This is a genomic window from Erythrobacter rubeus, from assembly GCF_014705715.1.
Taxonomy (GTDB): Bacteria; Pseudomonadota; Alphaproteobacteria; order Sphingomonadales; family Sphingomonadaceae; genus Erythrobacter; species Erythrobacter rubeus.
Genome location: NZ_JACXLC010000001.1, coordinates 104,069 through 119,845 on the forward strand (window position 1 = coordinate 104,069; position 15,777 = coordinate 119,845).

The 15,777-nt window shown below is 61.9% G+C and carries 19 protein-coding genes; 5 read left to right on the forward strand and 14 right to left on the reverse strand.

Annotated elements, in window-relative coordinates:
- Positions 1–32: 32 nt before the first annotated feature.
- Positions 33–551 carry a thioredoxin family protein gene (locus IB285_RS00525; protein ID WP_328705824.1) on the reverse strand — a complete coding sequence of 173 codons (519 nt, stop codon included), beginning with the start codon at positions 549–551 and terminating at the stop codon, positions 33–35.
- A complete protein-coding gene (gene ispG / locus IB285_RS00530) occupies positions 548–1,696 on the reverse strand; it encodes a flavodoxin-dependent (E)-4-hydroxy-3-methylbut-2-enyl-diphosphate synthase (protein ID WP_190786347.1) in 1,149 nt (382 codons plus the stop codon). Before ispG ends, IB285_RS00525 begins: the two co-directional genes overlap by 4 nt.
- A gap of 207 nt (positions 1,697–1,903) precedes the next feature.
- Here ispG and IB285_RS00535 point away from each other — a divergent pair, with 207 nt between their 5' ends.
- Complete coding sequence (locus IB285_RS00535; protein ID WP_234033016.1) at positions 1,904–2,902, forward strand: zinc transporter ZntB; 999 nt, start codon at positions 1,904–1,906, stop codon at positions 2,900–2,902.
- An 80-nt stretch (positions 2,903–2,982) separates the two neighbouring features.
- On the opposite strand, the gene IB285_RS00540 is transcribed toward IB285_RS00535, so the two are convergent.
- The 4 genes from IB285_RS00540 to IB285_RS00555 all read right to left on the reverse strand — a co-directional run bounded on the left by IB285_RS00540 (position 2,983) and on the right by IB285_RS00555 (position 4,981).
- Positions 2,983–3,636 carry an NrsF family protein gene (locus IB285_RS00540; protein ID WP_190786349.1) on the reverse strand — a complete coding sequence of 218 codons (654 nt, stop codon included), beginning with the start codon at positions 3,634–3,636 and terminating at the stop codon, positions 2,983–2,985.
- 1 nt (position 3,637) lies between these two features.
- Positions 3,638–4,168: a sigma-70 family RNA polymerase sigma factor gene (locus IB285_RS00545; protein WP_190786350.1), complete on the reverse strand. Its 531-nt coding sequence runs from the start codon at positions 4,166–4,168 to the stop codon at positions 3,638–3,640.
- Complete coding sequence (locus IB285_RS00550; protein WP_234033017.1) at positions 4,169–4,573, reverse strand: DoxX family protein; 405 nt, start codon at positions 4,571–4,573, stop codon at positions 4,169–4,171.
- A 126-nt stretch (positions 4,574–4,699) separates the two neighbouring features.
- Positions 4,700–4,981, reverse strand: a complete 282-nt coding sequence (locus IB285_RS00555; protein ID WP_190786352.1) for a BufA1 family periplasmic bufferin-type metallophore — start codon at positions 4,979–4,981, stop codon at positions 4,700–4,702.
- 326 nt (positions 4,982–5,307) lie between these two features.
- Between IB285_RS00555 and bufB the strand changes: the two genes are divergently transcribed.
- From bufB to IB285_RS00570, 3 genes are read left to right on the forward strand one after another with little or no spacing between them, the layout of a single operon-like run.
- Positions 5,308–6,177, forward strand: a complete 870-nt coding sequence (gene bufB / locus IB285_RS00560) for an MNIO family bufferin maturase (RefSeq protein WP_190788916.1) — start codon at positions 5,308–5,310, stop codon at positions 6,175–6,177.
- Positions 6,174–6,971, forward strand: coding sequence for an HvfC/BufC N-terminal domain-containing protein (locus tag IB285_RS00565; protein WP_190786353.1), 798 nt, complete (start codon positions 6,174–6,176; stop codon positions 6,969–6,971). Before bufB ends, IB285_RS00565 begins: the two co-directional genes overlap by 4 nt.
- 45 nt (positions 6,972–7,016) lie before the next feature.
- Entirely contained in the window at positions 7,017–7,955 is a 939-nt protein-coding gene (locus tag IB285_RS00570) for an alpha/beta hydrolase fold domain-containing protein (protein ID WP_190786354.1), read from the forward strand.
- On the opposite strand, the gene IB285_RS00575 is transcribed toward IB285_RS00570, so the two are convergent.
- A complete protein-coding gene (locus tag IB285_RS00575; protein ID WP_190786355.1) occupies positions 7,952–8,902 on the reverse strand; it encodes an SDR family NAD(P)-dependent oxidoreductase in 951 nt (316 codons plus the stop codon). The two genes, IB285_RS00570 and IB285_RS00575, sit on opposite strands and share 4 nt — an antisense overlap.
- Before the next feature lie 80 nt (positions 8,903–8,982).
- On the opposite strand from IB285_RS00575, the gene IB285_RS00580 reads away from it, so the two are divergent.
- Positions 8,983–9,981 (forward strand): isoaspartyl peptidase/L-asparaginase family protein, encoded by a 999-nt coding sequence (locus tag IB285_RS00580; RefSeq protein WP_190788917.1) that lies wholly within the window; start codon positions 8,983–8,985, stop codon positions 9,979–9,981.
- Between the two features lie 3 nt (positions 9,982–9,984).
- Here the strand turns inward: IB285_RS00580 and IB285_RS00585 are convergent, their stop codons facing one another.
- From IB285_RS00585 to IB285_RS00615, 7 genes are all read right to left on the reverse strand, one after another.
- The gene (locus IB285_RS00585) at positions 9,985–10,872 is read right to left on the reverse strand and encodes a fatty acid desaturase (protein ID WP_190786356.1); all 888 of its coding nucleotides are present in this window, start codon (positions 10,870–10,872) and stop codon (positions 9,985–9,987) included.
- Complete coding sequence (locus IB285_RS00590) at positions 10,869–11,063, reverse strand: hypothetical protein (RefSeq protein WP_190786357.1); 195 nt, start codon at positions 11,061–11,063, stop codon at positions 10,869–10,871. Before IB285_RS00590 ends, IB285_RS00585 begins: the two co-directional genes overlap by 4 nt.
- Before the next feature lie 36 nt (positions 11,064–11,099).
- Positions 11,100–12,014 (reverse strand): class A beta-lactamase, encoded by a 915-nt coding sequence (gene bla, locus IB285_RS00595; RefSeq protein ID WP_328705825.1) that lies wholly within the window; start codon positions 12,012–12,014, stop codon positions 11,100–11,102.
- A complete protein-coding gene (locus IB285_RS00600) occupies positions 12,011–12,475 on the reverse strand; it encodes a GNAT family N-acetyltransferase (RefSeq protein WP_328705826.1) in 465 nt (154 codons plus the stop codon). Before IB285_RS00600 ends, bla begins: the two co-directional genes overlap by 4 nt.
- Complete coding sequence (locus IB285_RS00605; protein ID WP_190786359.1) at positions 12,472–13,392, reverse strand: RDD family protein; 921 nt, start codon at positions 13,390–13,392, stop codon at positions 12,472–12,474. Before IB285_RS00605 ends, IB285_RS00600 begins: the two co-directional genes overlap by 4 nt.
- On the reverse strand, positions 13,389–14,414 hold the full coding sequence (locus IB285_RS00610) for a stage II sporulation protein M (protein ID WP_190788919.1): 1,026 nt from the start codon (positions 14,412–14,414) through the stop codon (positions 13,389–13,391). Before IB285_RS00610 ends, IB285_RS00605 begins: the two co-directional genes overlap by 4 nt.
- Positions 14,415–14,476: 62 nt before the next feature.
- Positions 14,477–15,760, reverse strand: a complete 1,284-nt coding sequence (locus IB285_RS00615; RefSeq protein ID WP_190786360.1) for a DUF58 domain-containing protein — start codon at positions 15,758–15,760, stop codon at positions 14,477–14,479.
- Positions 15,761–15,777 lie beyond the last annotated feature (17 nt).

The window sequence follows — 15,777 nt, forward strand, 5'->3', positions numbered from 1 at the left end:
GTAATCGGCGTGATGGACGACGTGCAGCAGAGTCAGGCTTTCCCATCAGCGAGCGCGGACAGCTCGTCGAAGATTTCATCTTCGCTGCGGCTTGCCGAATTGCGCCAGGTGGTCGCGGTATCGGCGTTCACCAGCTCGCCTTCCGGCGTAACGATGAGGACGTTGGGTGTGCCGGGCAGCTCATCCAGGCCGAAGCGCTCGGCGATCTTGAGGTTATGCCCGTCGCCCGATTGCGGCATCCCGACATTCACGAACACCAGCTCGTAATGTGCATCGATCAACTCGGCGAAACGCTGCGTGCCGAGCCATCCTGCGAGCGCCCGGCTATCGTGGCACCAGTTTGCACCCATAACGATCATCGCGCGCTTGCCGTTTTCTGCTGCGCGGCCGAGCGCGGCTTCGACATCGGCTTCGGCGTCGTCGGATACCAGGTAGGCTTCGGCTTCGGGATAATCATGCGCCGCGCCGCCTTGCGGCAGGAACACGTCCGCGGCGAGGATTGCTGCGGCGAGAACCAACGCCGATCCCATGCTGAAAATCGGGCGGATCACTCGGCGGCTTCTGCCTCGGTAGCGTGCGGATCGAACGCCGTTTCCTCGCCCGCCTCGATCTTCGCGGCTTTTTCCTCGACCAGTTTGACGATGTGGTCGAGCATCGCTTCGTCTTCGATGGCGTGCGCTTTCATGCCTGAAAGATAGACCATGTGCTTGCCATTGCCGCCGCCGGTGAGGCCGATATCGGTTTCGCGCGCTTCGCCGGGGCCATTCACCACGCAGCCCAGCACTGACAGCGACATGGGCGTCTTGATGTGCTCGAGCCGTTTTTCGAGCGTTTCGACCGTCCGGATCACGTCGAAACCCTGACGCGAGCAACTGGGGCAAGACACCACGCGAACGCCGCGGGTGCGCAGGCCGAGCGCTTTCAGCATCTCGTAGCCGACCTTGACCTCTTCCTCCGGTTCTGCGGATAGCGAGACGCGGATCGTATCGCCGATACCCGCCCACAGCAGCGATCCCATTCCGATCGAGCTTTTGACGGTGCCGCCGATCAGGCCGCCCGCCTCGGTGATGCCGAGATGCAGCGGGCAATCCACCGTTTCGGCGAGCCCGTGATAGGCCGCGACTGCGAGGAACACGTCGCTCGCTTTGACCGCGACCTTGAATTCGTGGAAGTCGTGATCCTGCAGCAGCTTGATGTGGTCGAGCGCGCTTTCGATCAGCGCTTCGGGGCAGGGCTCGCCGTATTTCTCGAGCAGGTCCTTTTCGAGCGACCCGGCATTCACACCGATGCGGATGGCACAGCCATTGGCCTTCGCCGCGCGGACCACTTCGGCGACGCGGTCGGACGAGCCGATATTGCCGGGGTTGATCCGCAGGCAGGCCGCGCCCGCATCGGCGGCTTCGAGTGCGCGCTTGTAATGGAAGTGGATGTCCGCGACGACCGGGATGCGCGAGGCCTTGGTGATCTTGTCAAAGGCGGCGGTTGCTTCCTCGGTCGGGCAGGACACGCGGATGATGTCGCAGCCTACCTCTTCGCAGCGGCGGATCTGGTCGATTGTCGCCACCGCGTCTTCGGTCGGAGTGTTCGTCATCGTCTGCACGGTGATCGGCGCATCGCCGCCCACCGGCACATCGCCGACCATGATCTGGCGGCATTGCCGCCGTTCGATATCGCGCCAGGGCCGGACTGAACTCATCGGATTGACCGTTTCCTACAGAGACATGGACCGCATGTTACACGGTCCAGAACCAAAAATTGATGGGCCCCGCCAAAGCAGACCCGTGCGTGTTTATATGGCGGCTTTGCTGCGATTTTGCGACCCTTTTGCATTGGCTCCGCTTTAACATAGCGAAACGGCAGTAGGAAAAGCCCGTGCATTTCGGCAGAGTGCAAGGCCATGGAGATGAAGATAACCGATGAGGCAGAGGGCACCGGGCCGCTGATCTTCGGCTGCGTGCTCGATGGCAAAGGGGGCGCGGCACCGATCGGCAGGGACGAGGTCGACAACTGGACACCGGCACATCCGGGCGAGGTTTTGTGGCTCCATTTGCGGCGTCATGCGCCCGAGGTGCAACCGTGGCTCGAAAACGACCTTGGCATCCCCGAGCCGACGGCGGAATTCCTCGTTTCTGATTCCACCCGGCCGCGCGCACTGCGAGAAGGCGGTGCGATCGCGGCGACCCTTCGCGGCATCAACTTCAATGAGGAAGCGAAGCCCGAAGACATGATCTCGCTGCAGGTATGGTCGGACGGCCTCAGGCTGATGACCTTGCGCAAGGCGCCCATGCAGACACCGCGCGACGTCCGCGCCATGCTGGAGACGGGTAAAGGTCCGACCGATGCGGGCAGCGCAATCACTGCCATCGTCGAGCAGCTTACTGTCCGCATGAACCAGACGATTGTCGACATGAACCTCCGGATTGACGAGCTCGACGGGATGGATGTCGAGGAAGATCACGAGGAAATCCTACCCAAGATTACGGCAATCCGCCGCAATTGCCTGGCGCTGCAACGGCACATGTCGCCGCAGCATGAAGCGCTGCAAAGCATTGCGCGCGATGCACCGGAATGGTTCGAAGACGACGACCGGCGCGAAATCGAGGAATCGATTGCCCGTCTGCGCCGCTACATCGACGATATCGAGATCAGCAAGGAGAGCGCATTGGTTTTGCAGGATGAGCTGCGAGCACGCAGTCTCGCCTCGAATGAGCATGCGACCTACATGCTGACGATTGTTGCCGGGATTTTCCTGCCGCTCGGATTTCTGACCGGCCTGATGGGGATCAATGTCGGCGGAATGCCGGGTGTCGATGATGCCGATGCGTTCTGGATCGTGTCCGGCATCTGCTTTGCCATCATCGCACTTCAGCTGATTCTGTTCTGGCGGTGGAAATGGCTGTGATACCAGTTGGCGTCGAAGCCGGAATGCAATGAGCCGCCCCTTTTACGAGCGGCTCATTGTTAAATTACCAGCGGATCAAATTACCAGCGGATAAGCGGCGGGACGACCAGCCGGCCAATCACTGCCGAAATCGCAACCGGGGCGACATGCCACAGTCCGACATGCGAGAACGTGTCGAGCGGGCAGGTAATGCCATAAGCCAGCGTGCCGAGCGATCCTGCGGCGAGGCCGGTGAGCCAGCCCGAACGCTCGATCGAAACCGGAGCACCGCGGCGTAGCCAGAGTACCGAAGCAATCCCGACCAGCGCGGCTGCTGAAAGCGATGCGGTGGTGCACATGAAGGCAACGGGGTCGTTGAGCCCGGAATGTGTGTGAGACTCATGACCGGAAAGCAAGCTGAGCACAGCACCGATCGGCAGCGTGGCAAGCATGCCTGCACCCCACATCGGCGCCGTGGCCCGCGCGCCGACCCGAGGCAGAGCTCCGGATACGAGCGATACGGTGCTCGCCGCGCCCAGGATCAACAGCAGTCCGTGCGTGATCAGGAAATATCCAGATGCTTCGCCGCTGAACAGCCCCGACCACCATTCGAACACCGCTATCGAGGCCACTCCGGCAACGATGGTGGCGAACGCGATGAGAGCGATGCCATCGGACCGCTTGACCCGGCGTACCGGGGTAAGGTCCTCTGTCATGGCGGCAATCAGGTCCGCGCGGTTGTTGTACTTTTCCATATTACTCAGCTTTCTCGACCAGAGTGGCCATCTTCTTGAGGCCACGATGGATATTCACTTTTACCAGGCTTTCACTCTGCCCGGTTTTCTCGGCGGCTTCCCGGATCGAAAGTCCGCCGATCTTCACCATTTCGATAACCTCGGCCTGCTTCTCCGGTATCTGACCGAAAAGCCGATCGAGGCTGACGCGGGCGAGCACGACCTCTTCGTCGCTGTCGTGCGCTGCGTCATCGTCCATCAGTTCCTGACTGTCATGCTTGTAGACCTTGCGCAGATGATCGACCCAGCGATACCGCGCGATGGCTGCAAGCCAAGGCAGAAACGGACGCGCGGGATCCCAGGTCCCGCGCTTTGTGTAGAAGGCGATGAGCACCTCTTGAACCAGATCATCGATCTGGTGCGGTGGCACTCGCCTGCGGAAATACCGCTCCAACCAGACGCCAGCCTCTGACAGCAACACATTCCCGGCGGCTTTGTCGCCATTCTGCGTCGCTGCCATCAGGCGGGCGAAGGTGGGTTCGTCAGCTACCATTTAGGCGGTCTTCGAACCCGTTACCCTGGCAATCAGGGCGTCGACGGAGAACAACCCGGCTCCGCGGCTCAGCAGAAACCCGCCGAGGCCAAGGACCGTAATCGCCCAGCCAAAGAAGTGTGCCGCATCAGGGAACACGAAGAGCTGGATGACGAGCGCCATGATCATCAGGGCGAGCGCCGAGAACCGAGTGCCAAGTCCCAGTACCAACAGGATCGGGAAGAGGAATTCGGCATAGGTCGCCATCGGCACCGCTAAATCGGTCGGGATGGGCAACCCTGAGAATTCGTTCTCGAAAATGAAGTACTGCGTTTCATCGATCTGCAGCCAGGTGCCGTCGACGACCTTCGTCTCGTAAGAGCGCCAGAAAATTCCGGCGAGAGCAATGCGAGCAAGCAGCTGCATTATGCTTTCTACAAAGGTGCCTGACAGCATGTCTGTCAAACGATTATACATTGAAACCAGTCCGCTCATCGTGTTCCTCCTAGCTGAGCCTGAAACTCCTGGCTGCGCTTCCCCGGCGCAGACGTGTTAGCGCTTGATCGGCTTCAGCGAGCCGTTGCCCTTTGGCGTCTTGATCTTCACGCAGCTGCCTTTGTCGACATAGGTCCAGGCATTGCCCTGGTAATCACGCGTTGATGTTCCGGCGCAGCTTGTGCCCGGACCGGCAGCACAGTCGTTTTTGCCCGCTTTGGAAACGCCGTAGCATTTTTCCTTGGCGCCCTGCGCAGCGACCGGTGTTGTGGCGAGACCGGCTGCAATACCTGCGGTAAGGGCGAGGCCGGCGATGTTCGCGATAGACTTGGCATTCATGGTTTTTCTCCAGACTTGTCAGAAATAATGCGCCCAGCATCGTGCCGGGCTCATCGGGTCATTCGCGGCGAGACACGTGCCGGTTACAGAAATATGGAAAAAGTTTGCAGGCGATCCCCTCGGCTCGGTTCCTTGTAACCCGGCAGCTCTCATGCGCGAACACCCCCATGTCCGCAGCAGGGAAGGTATCGCACCTTATTCGGCGAGACAATGCGCCAATGGCGACACTGGAATTGAGCGCTTTTTGCCATTGCTCCGGTGATCGCGCCACGATGCGCCGATTTGCTGCCATCGACATTCACAGGTTTCTGCTATGGAGGGCAGACATGACGCAGCATCACGATCCCATTCAGCCGTTCGGCGGTTTCGGACTTGGCCTTCGCGAAGTGCATTACGACGATTTTCTCGCAGGCCCGGAGGAGCCGGGCGTGCCGGTCGATTTCGTCGAAGTGATCAGCGAAAACTACATGGTCGAAGGCGGGCGGCAGCTGCGCATCCTCGAACAGGTGCGGGAGAGATACCCCGTGATCCTCCACGGCGTGTCGATGTCGATCGGATCGGCGGGCGGCCTCGACACCGATCACCTGGACAAGCTCAAGCGGCTGGAGCAGCGCATCGACCCGCTCTGGGTCTCCGACCATCTCTGCTGGACCCGCACGAGTGCGCATAACAGCCATGACCTGCTGCCAATGCCGCTTACCGAAAGCGCGCTGGCCGCCGTATGCGCGAATATCGAGCAGGCTCAGAATTTGCTGGGGAGGGCGATGCTGTTCGAAAATCCCTCAAGCTATCTCACCTTTCCCGAAGACGAGATGACCGAGTGGGACTTCATGACCGAAATGACGCGGCGAACGGGCTGCTATCTGCTGCTCGATGTCAACAACATCTATGTGAGCGCGCGCAATCACGGGTTTGAAGCGGAGGACTACCTCGCAGGTCTGCCGTTGGAGCGCGTGCGCCAGATCCATCTTGCAGGCCACGACCCGGCAACGCCCGAGAGAGATATCATCATCGACACGCATGACCGCGAAGTCGCTGACGGGGTATGGGATCTCTACGCCAAGGCCATGGCGATGCTGCCGCAGCCGGTGGCGACCATGATCGAACGCGACGAGCATATTCCGCCGCTGGCAGAGCTGATCACAGAGCTCGACCGGGCGCGCGGCATCGCGAAGCGGGCCCTCGTCCCGGCATGAACGGCGCATCCGATCTGAAAGCACGGCAGGAGACGTTCCTGCGCGCCATTCTCGACGAAGGGGCTCCGCTCCCTGAAGGCTGGACCAATCGCCAGGCGGCGGGGATGGCGGTGTACCGCGGGAATTACCGTTCGGCCCTTGTCGGCGCGCTCGAAAACACGTTCGAGCGGACCGCGCTCTACGTTGGCGAGAGCGCCTTCAAGCAAGCGAGCGCACACCACGCTATCACGCATCCACCGGCGGGGTGGACGATCGACGAAGTCGGCGCCGGGTTCGATGCGACCTGCGAGCAATTGTTCGCGAACAATCCGGAAGTCGCCGACCTCGCATGGCTGGAATGGTCCATGCTTCAGGTCGCTATCGGTCCGGATGTGGAGCCGCTTGGACCGCAAGAGTTCGCCGCGGCAACCGGGGAATTCGGCGATAACGAATGGATGGCGCTTCGATTGGAATTCCAGGCGCGGTCGTGCGGGCGGATCGTGGAGACAAATCTCACTGGTCTCTGGAACGCTCTGGAGGACGCAGCGGCAACGGAGCGGCCGGACCCTCGGCTTGCCGAGCCGCGCGGATGCCTCGTGTGGCGAGAGGGCGAGCGGCCTACCTTTCAGTTGACCGAACCCGAAGCGGTGACAGCCTTTACCGCGATGCAGGAGGGCGCAACCTACGGCGAAGTCATAGTTGCGCTCGCCGGCAATGAGCCATCCCCCGAACAGGTGCAGGATGCGGCGATGCGTGCCGGCGCGCTGCTCGGTGATTGGCTGAAAGAAGGAATGATTATCAGCCTGAAGGCTTGACGCCCCTTCGCGATGGTTCATGTTCGCGCCTCAGGGAGAACCGGAATGCTGAGCGAAACCTCGATCGAACTGCGCACCGCCAAGCCGAGCCTCATGATGCGCGCCATCAAGTGGCTTATGGCGAGGCGCAAGCCTGTGTTCCCGCACACCGCGAGCGAATTCGAAGCCTATATGGCGCAGCGCGACCTGCCGCAGGACGCGCCCATGCCGGAAAAGTTCGAGAGCAAATATGTGGTCGAGCGGTGGGAGGCGGCTGGGCAGCCCGTCGTGACACTTCACCCGAAATCCGGTCCCGGCGTATGGCACATGCTTTATTTTCATGGCGGCGGCTTCGTGCTGCCGATGTTCGATGTGCACTGGCCGCTGATTGCCGCGATGGTCGAGCGGCTCGGGGTCAGCGTAACGGTGCCGCTTTACGACGTCGTGCCTGAAAGCTCGCATGCGGTGCAGGATGCTCTGGCTGATGAAGTCTACGCGAAGTTCGCCGCTTCGCACGATCCATCGCGCATCATTCTGAACGGTGACAGCGCCGGAGGCCACATGGCTTTAAGCCTCGCCTTGAGGTTGGCGCGGGCGGGCGGGGCAATGCCGGGCAAGCTTGCGCTATTCGCGCCGTGGCTCGATCTCACCATGCAGGACGAGGGCATTCGCGGCGTCGAACCGCATGATACCATGCTGAAAATCGGCACCTTGCGCAGCTGCGGCAAGATGTTCGCGGGAGACCGCGATCCGGGAAGTGCGGAATGCAGCCCGCTCTATGCGAGCGCCGAAGATCTCGCGCTGCTCCCGCCGACCCGCATCTGGACCGGACGCCATGACCTATTCATCGTCGACAGCCGCACCTTCACCGGCAAATTGCGCGATGCCGGTGTCGATGCGAAGCTTTATGAATATGAGGGCGCGCCGCACGTATTCATGGCGGTGACGCCGACGAAGGAATCGAAGGATACCTTGAAGCTGCTCGGAGAGTTTCTCGCCGCCTAGGCCGCGAAACTCTCGCCCACCAATTCCTCGCTGAGCGACCAGAGTTTGTCGGCGTTGCTTTTGTCGAGCGCATAGCTGCGCACGCCCGATTTCGGCGATTGGTCGCTTATCTCGGCGACGTGGCAATCCTCGCAATAGACCCCGCCAGTGCCTTCCAGCTTCTCCGCCGTGGCCGCCCAGCATTGGGTAGCCGCGCCCTGCGGGATCGTTTTCCACGCGAAATCGGGATCGCTTTTGGAAACGCGCTCGATCAGCGCGGCGCTTTGCGCTTCGGTCATATGCCTGCCGAGATTGGTCTGAATACCGCCCGGATGCACCGCGTAGGCATGCACGCCGCCGCCTGCAAAGCGCTGCTCCAGCCCGACAGTGAACAGGATATTGGCGGTTTTTGACTGCCCATAAGCGACCCACGGATCGTAAGACCTTGTCTCGAAATTCGGGTCGGCGAAATCCACCGGCGCGAAGTGATGCCCGCGGCTCGACAGGTTGACGATCCGCCTGGCCGCGCCCTTTTCGATGAGCGGTATCAATTGCTTCGTCAGCAGAAAATGGCCGAGGTGATTGGTGCCGAACTGTGTTTCAAAGCCGTCCGCGGTCATGCTTTGCGGACAGGCCATGACGCCCGCATTGTTGATCAGCAGGTCAATCTTGTCGAAACGCTCCGCCGCGTCGGCACCGCATTTACGCACGCTTTCCAGCGAGCCTAGATCGCAGATAATCGTTTCCAGCTCGCCGTTTGGATGTTCCGCGCGAATGGCGGCTACCGCCTCATCGAGCTTGCTTTGGTCCCGGCCCGCCAGAACTACATGCGCCCCTTTTGCAGACATCGCGCGGCCCGTCTCAAGCCCTAGGCCCGAATTGCCGCCGGTAATGAAGACGGTCATGCCGCTCATGTCCTTACCCGCCAGAACTTCGTCCGTGGTCGATTGCGCGCCGAAATCGCTCATGCAGCCTGCTCCCTCAATATCGATACTATCATTGTGGCGTCATGCCCGCGATTGGGTTAGTCCTTCAACTCATGAAAACAATGATCCGACTGTTTGTCGCCGCAGCTTTTGCCTTTTCCCTGCCAGCCCACGCGCAAGAGAGTGCTGAACCACGCTGGTCGATCGCGATCCATGGCGGCGCAGGCACGCTCGACCCCGACAAGATGACGCCGGAGCGCCGCGCAGCTTATGAGGCGGCACTCCAGAACGCGCTCGATGCGGGCAAAGCTGTGCTTGCCGGCGGGGGGAGCGCGATGGACGCGGTGAAGGCGGCCATCATTCCGCTGGAGGATGATCCGCTGTTCAATGCCGGGCGCGGCTCCGTCTTCACATGGGATGGCACGAACGAACTCGACGCATCCATCATGGATGGCCGCGATCGCAGCGCCGGGGCGGTGACGGGCGTAACGACGATCAAGAATCCGATCCTGCTCGCCGACAAGGTCCGCACCGACAGCCCGCATGTTTTCCTGATGGGTGAAGGCGCGGAAGAATTCGCGAGCGGGCAGGGGCTGGAAACCGCGCCGCCTGAATGGTTCGCCACCGAGCCGCGGCGGGAATCGCTCGAGCGGATGAAGGCGGATCGCCTCTCCGCGTTCGATGTCGATCACAAGTTCGGGACGGTGGGCGCGGTCGCGCTCGATATGGAAGGCAACCTGGCGGCGGGTACGTCGACTGGCGGCATGACCGGGAAACGCTGGGGCCGCATCGGCGATGCCCCGGTGATCGGCGCGGGCACCTACGCCGACAATCGCAGCTGCGCGGTCTCAGCAACAGGCTGGGGCGAGTATTTCATCCGCGTCGGGGTGGCGCAGGAAATCTGCACGCGCCTGCGAGTGAGCGATGATGCAACTGGAGGGGGCGATCAGAACATCGCCGACGCCGTGATGGCCGAAGTGAAGGAGCTCGGCGGGGATGGCGGGATCATTCTCGTCACGCCCGAGGGGAACGCGCTCTACAGCTTCAACACCACCGGCATGTATCGCGGTCGCGCCACGAGCGAAGGTGTGGATGAAGTGGCGATCTTCGCCGCGGAATAGGCGCTATATGTCGCCCAGGCGGCAACCGCGCGCTTCCAGGATCGGTCGCATTTCCCGGTAGGCTGCCGGCGTCAGATGCAGCGGAATGTACGGGTGCAGGTGGTGCACGATGTGGAACTGCATCCCCATCGAACCGATATTCCCGACCGCCGATTTCCAGCTGCGCGTGTTGTCGTACCGCCCCCTGTGCGTGCCGGGATGATGCGGCGCCCATGACAGGAAAAATATGATATAGCTCATCGCGATCTGGTACGGCAGCCACCACAGGAAAAACGCCTCGAGCGCGTATCCACTCCACGCGAGCGTGCCCAGGATCGCGATGAACCCGGCGCGGTAGATGAGCGAGAGCGCCACGAGGTCTTCGCGCCCGTTGCGCACCAGGCTTGCGACATAATCTTGATTGCGTTTCGCCCCCGGTTGCCTGATCTGCACCGTGCGCCACAGGGCCTGCCACGGTCCGCTCGCGCTCGATGTGATGTCGACGTCGAGCTCCGGATCGTTGGTGTGGCGGTGATGATCGAGATGCGTCACGCGCAGGACCTGGAACGGCATCACCATCACCCAGCTTGTTGCATGCCCGACCAGTTCATTGAGCCAGCGCAGCTTGGTGCCGGGCCGGGCGATAATATCGTGCTGGGCCTCATGCGTGGGCAGATAGATCAGCGAAAGGTTGATCACCGCGATCGGGAAGGCCAGCCACAGCGGCAGGATGCCCGACATCACCAGCGGCCACAGCGAGAGCCAGACTGCGAGGTTCCCGAACGCCCAGAAGACCGCGATCCACGGCACGCGGCCCGAATACTTACGCGCGATCTTCAGCTCGAGCTTGCGCAATTCTCCATCGGAAAGCGCAGACAGGTCGCCGGGCGTTATCGGGGCGTGCGCGTTCATATCCAGCGGCATGTCGCTTGCGCAAACAGCCCCCATCCGCCGCCCACGATGAGCGCGAAGGTGAGGTGCGTAAGCCCGAAAGGCGCGGCAAGCCCGAGCGCTTCCATTCCCTGCGCGATGACGGGCACCAGAAATGCCAGGGCGAAGGCCATGGGCAAGATATAGGCGATGGCTTTGAATACGCGTTCCATGATCTTCACTCGGCAAAGATAGGTATCAGATCGCCACTAAAATGGAAACGGACGGTCCCGCTTCACGAAATCCGCTATGACCTCGCCGACACGGGCGAGTGCTTCTTCGGATGCCGGATCCATCCCGCTATGGGTGTCCTGCGCGCGGAAATACGTGGCAAAGGCGATCGGCGCGTGATCCTCCGGCTCTACAAACCCGATATCGACATAGAGGCTTCCCATGCCCGGCCAGATCGATGTGCCGGTCTTGTCGCCTGCGATCCAGCCCTCGGGCAGACCGGCGCGGACCCTTCTCGCGCCTGTCGGTGTGTCGATCATCCATTGCCGCAGTAGCGATTTCTGCGCGTCCGGCAGCACGCCTCCATAGACCAGCCGTGAAACCGTGCGCGCCATCGCGGCTGGCGTGGTTGTATCGCGCACCTCGGTGACGGGGACATTGTTGAGAGCTGGCTCGATCCGGTCGAGACGGCTGACATTATCGCCAATGCTGCGCCAGAAATCGGTGAGCGATTGCGGTCCGCCCAGCTCCCGCAGCAGGATGTTGGCCGCTGCGTTGTCCGAATATTTCTGCGTGAATTCGGCCAGTTCCTTGAGCGTAGCACCCTCGGCCAGGCGTCGGGTGGTGAAGGGCGAGACGAACATCAGATCGTCCTCGCTCCAGGTGACCCGCCTGTCCGCATCTAGTTCGCCCGCGGCATCGCGCGCGAGCACCATCGCCGCGAGCGACAGTTTGAAAGATGAACAATGCCCGAAGCGCCTGTCGCGGTTGATACCAACCGAAATGCCAGTGCGCGTGTCGAGGATCTCTGCGCCCAGCGTCCCGTCGGCAGCGGCCTCGACAATGCGCAGCTTCGCCTGAAGCCTGCCGATCGGGCTTTGATCGGGCGGGATGCAAGCGCCCGCGCCCAGCGCCAGTGTTCCGCCCAGAAACCTGCGGCGATCGAAAGTCACAGATGTTTCTCCATGCACATGCTGTATTCGTCGGACACGTAATCGGCAAATGCCGGGCATTCGCTGAAACCGTACTTTTTATAGAGCCGCTTAGCCGGAATGAAATTGTCGGGTCGACCAGTTTCGAGCCCCAGCCAATTATAGCCGCGATTGCGCGCCTCGGCGATCAGATGGCGCAGGATCGCCTCCCCTGCGCCCTTGCCGCGATATTCAGGGGCAGCCCGCATGGATTTGAGTTCGCCGCGGGTCCCATTCAGTTCCTTCAGCGCGCCGATAGCGGCCAGTGTCTCGCCATCGCGTGCGGCGAAAAAGGCAATGTCGGCCTCTCGCAGGCGTTCGGGCGGCAGTGCGTGAACCTTGCATGTGGGTGACCAGCCATGCACTTCGTCGAGATGATAATTAAGCAGGCCGAGCACATCGGGGCTGGTGAGGTCGTCCGCCTCGATACGATAGCTCATCATGAGAACTTGTCCGCCTTGCGCTTGCCGAACCGCATGTTCCCTTCGAGCTTTGCGCGAAGCTGGCTGTAGAACGCCTCGAGAAAAGCTCTCTCATCGCCCGCACCGGGATCCCAGCCGATCTTCTTGCAGATGGTGGCGTGCACCGCCGAAAGCGCACTCGCATCCGCATCGCGCAACATCCGCTCGAGCGTCTGGAGCTCGCGCTCTCCATACACCGACAGTTCGTCGTCACCGAACTCATACCGCATACCGGTAACTTCGCTTGTTCCGCGAGCCGCCGCTCCCGTCGCCGAGATGGCCTTCGCCAGTTTGGTCCGGGGAGCCTCGACCACCCATGTGCCCGCGATGACATCCCCGGCCCGCAGCGCGTCCTTGTTGAAGAACGGGAACGCCATGAAGATCAGGAACCAGAGGAGGCCTGCAATCCCGGCGCTTCCCGTGTCGCCGCTCGGCGCCATCGACAGGAAAACGAAAGGCATGAAGAGCTCGATATCGCGCAGCAGGTTGCGCGCTATTACCGCTTCCGGTGTCAGCCTACCGCCGGCGCGCGCAGCCACCCGAATGCCCACGATCCGCTTTCCGAAAGTAGCCCCGCGCGGACCCAGTTCCATCACCAGAAAATACGCATACCGAGCGAGGAAGATGATCAGCACAAGGACGATAAACAGGAACTCTGCTGCGCCCGAAATGCTGTCATCTGCAGCCTGAATGGCTTCATCGAACAGACCGCCTGCAACCATGTAGAGAAAGATCTGGATCGCGATGAGGCCGAGAAAGATGATCGTGAAATCGAGCACGAGCGCGCCCACGCGTGATCCGCGTGAAGCGACCGTGACGGGCACCGCGATCCCTTCAGGAGTGACCAGCGTCCTTTCGCGTCCGGTTGCGTGCGCAAAGGATGGCGAGGCAGCGTTCACGACTGTTCCTCATCGACCCATTCTGGCCGGTAGAGAAAGAAATAGATCAGCCAGAAGGTAAGCAACATGCCTCCGATCAGGAAGCGTGTTTCGGTCCCGCCGACCAGCTGGCGCGGAAAAGCCTCCAGGATCGCAGCCACGACCATCATCAGGACGACACCGACCATGACCACCGCGCTGCGCCGGCCGCTTTCCGATGCGGCTTGCAGGACCGAGCGCGAGCCCGGAAAGGCCATCGAGCGGCCGATATGCAGGCCAGCTGCGCCGGATAACAGAATTCCGAAGAGCTCTGTCGTCCCGTGAACGCTCAGCCATGCGCCGAATTCCCATCCCAGCCCTTGCCCTGCGAACAGCCAGATCATCGCGCCGAGCATGGCCATGTTGTTGACGAGCAGCATCAGGGATGGGATGCCGAACGCAAAGCCCAGCGCAAAGGCGAGAATGCACACACCCGCATTGTTGCTGAACAGATAGGCGGCGAAGGCGGTCAGTCCGCCGGAATTGTTCTCGACCTGGAGCGTTTCCAGCAAAACCTCGCGGCTTGCCCCCGGAACGCGGGTATCGGCGAGCCCGGTCGGCACTAGCCTGTAATACCAGGCGGTGTCCTGCGCCACGAGCAGCCAGCCCACGGCCGCTCCGGACACCATCACGAACAGGGCGATGCAGATTTCCAGCCAGATTTCGCGGACAGCGCGGCTCCAGCCTCCGAATACGAACTCGCGCAGCCAGGCGAAGAGCCCTTTGCGCGGTCCGTAAACCTGGAACCACGCCCGCTGGACGAGGCTTTCGAGGTAGCTCAGCGTGGCCGCATCGAGCGAGGTTTCCCGAGCGACGGAAAGGCTCGATGCCGCCGTCCGGTAAAGCGTCGGGAGAGCGAGCAGATCCTCGTCATCGATCTTGCGAAGGCCGGCCCGCTCCATCTGCGACACGATGCTTTCGAGCCGCCGCCAATCGCCCTCCCGCTCAAGCCGGAAGCGGTCCGAGCGCAGCGCCGCGCTTTCGATGTCTGCCGGTGCGGCAATATCGCCGCGGCCCAGCCATGAACCGATCCTCTCCGAGAGAAAGCTGGAGGTTGCCGACGCCTTCACCCGATCGCCTCGGAGTTCTTTGCGCGCAAATAGCGGTCGATCAATTGATAACCGATCTGCTCCCACGGGGCCTCGATCACATCGACACCCATTCGCCGCAGCCGCTGCAAGACGATGCTGCGTTGACGCGCCAGCGTGTCCGCTGTCACGCTGCGGGCGAGGGTGGCGATGTCGCTGGGCTCTTCATCGACAAAAGCGTCGAGCTCGCTGTCCGCAATCGTCACGAATACGATGAGGTGCTTGCCGACCAGCCTCTCTATGCTTTCGATCATTAGTTCGGCCGCCGTTGCATCGGTGAAATCCGAAAACAGCACGATCAGCGACCGCCGCCGTAGCTTCGCCGTCAGCGTCGCGAGAGCCAGAGTGAAGTTTGGCTCTGCCGCGCTGTAATCGAGGGAGGCGGCAGCGCTCTGCAGGCGATGGAATGCGCGTGGATCGCCGACGAACGGGGTCATGACCTGCGGTCGCTGGGCGAAGCCGAACAGCGACACCCGATCACCGCTTTTCAGGGCGACATAGGCGCATGTCAGCGCTGCCGAGACGGCTCGGTCGATCCGCGGCATCCCATCGACAGGCTCGCACATCGCCTGCCCGCAATCGAATGCGAACACGATCTGGTTGTCCCGCTCGCTCTCGTTCTCGCGCGCATAAAGATGGTTGTGACGAGCGCTCGCCTTCCAGTCGATCCGGCGGCGATCCATCCCGGGTTCGTATTCGGACAGCGCCTCAAACTGGGTGCCTTCGCCGCGAATGCGCCGAGCGATGAGGCCGGTTTGCGCGTTTCGCAGGAAAGTCTGCAATTCGCGGCTGCGCACCGGTGAAAGATCGGGCCAGATACGTATTCCCTGCTTGGCGGGCAGGGCGATCTGCCTTGCGCCGAGCCCCAGCGGCCCCTCCCAGCGCAGCCAGGCGCGCGTGATTTCAGCTGTGCCGCGCCGTTCGGGATGAAGCTCGGCCTGTCCTCGATGGCGTGCGTCGATCGTACTCGTCGCCAAGCCAAAACGCGCCGCGCCCGATTGGCCCAGGCGCGGATCGAACTCCAGCGCGGCAACCGGGCCGTTCGGCGCTGCGCGAGAGAACTCGGCCACGACTTCGATTGCAGTGATTTGACCGACTTCGGTGTCGGCTGGCGCTTCTACCGACCAATCCCGGCACGATCCGGCAAGCCATCCGTCGAGCACCACGAGGAGGATCACCCCAGCCGCTATCGCAGGTGCGGCCAGCCAAAAGCCGGGCGCAATTGCCGCAAGAATGATGGCAGCCGGGGCAAGACCGGCCATCAGCCATGCCGCTCGGC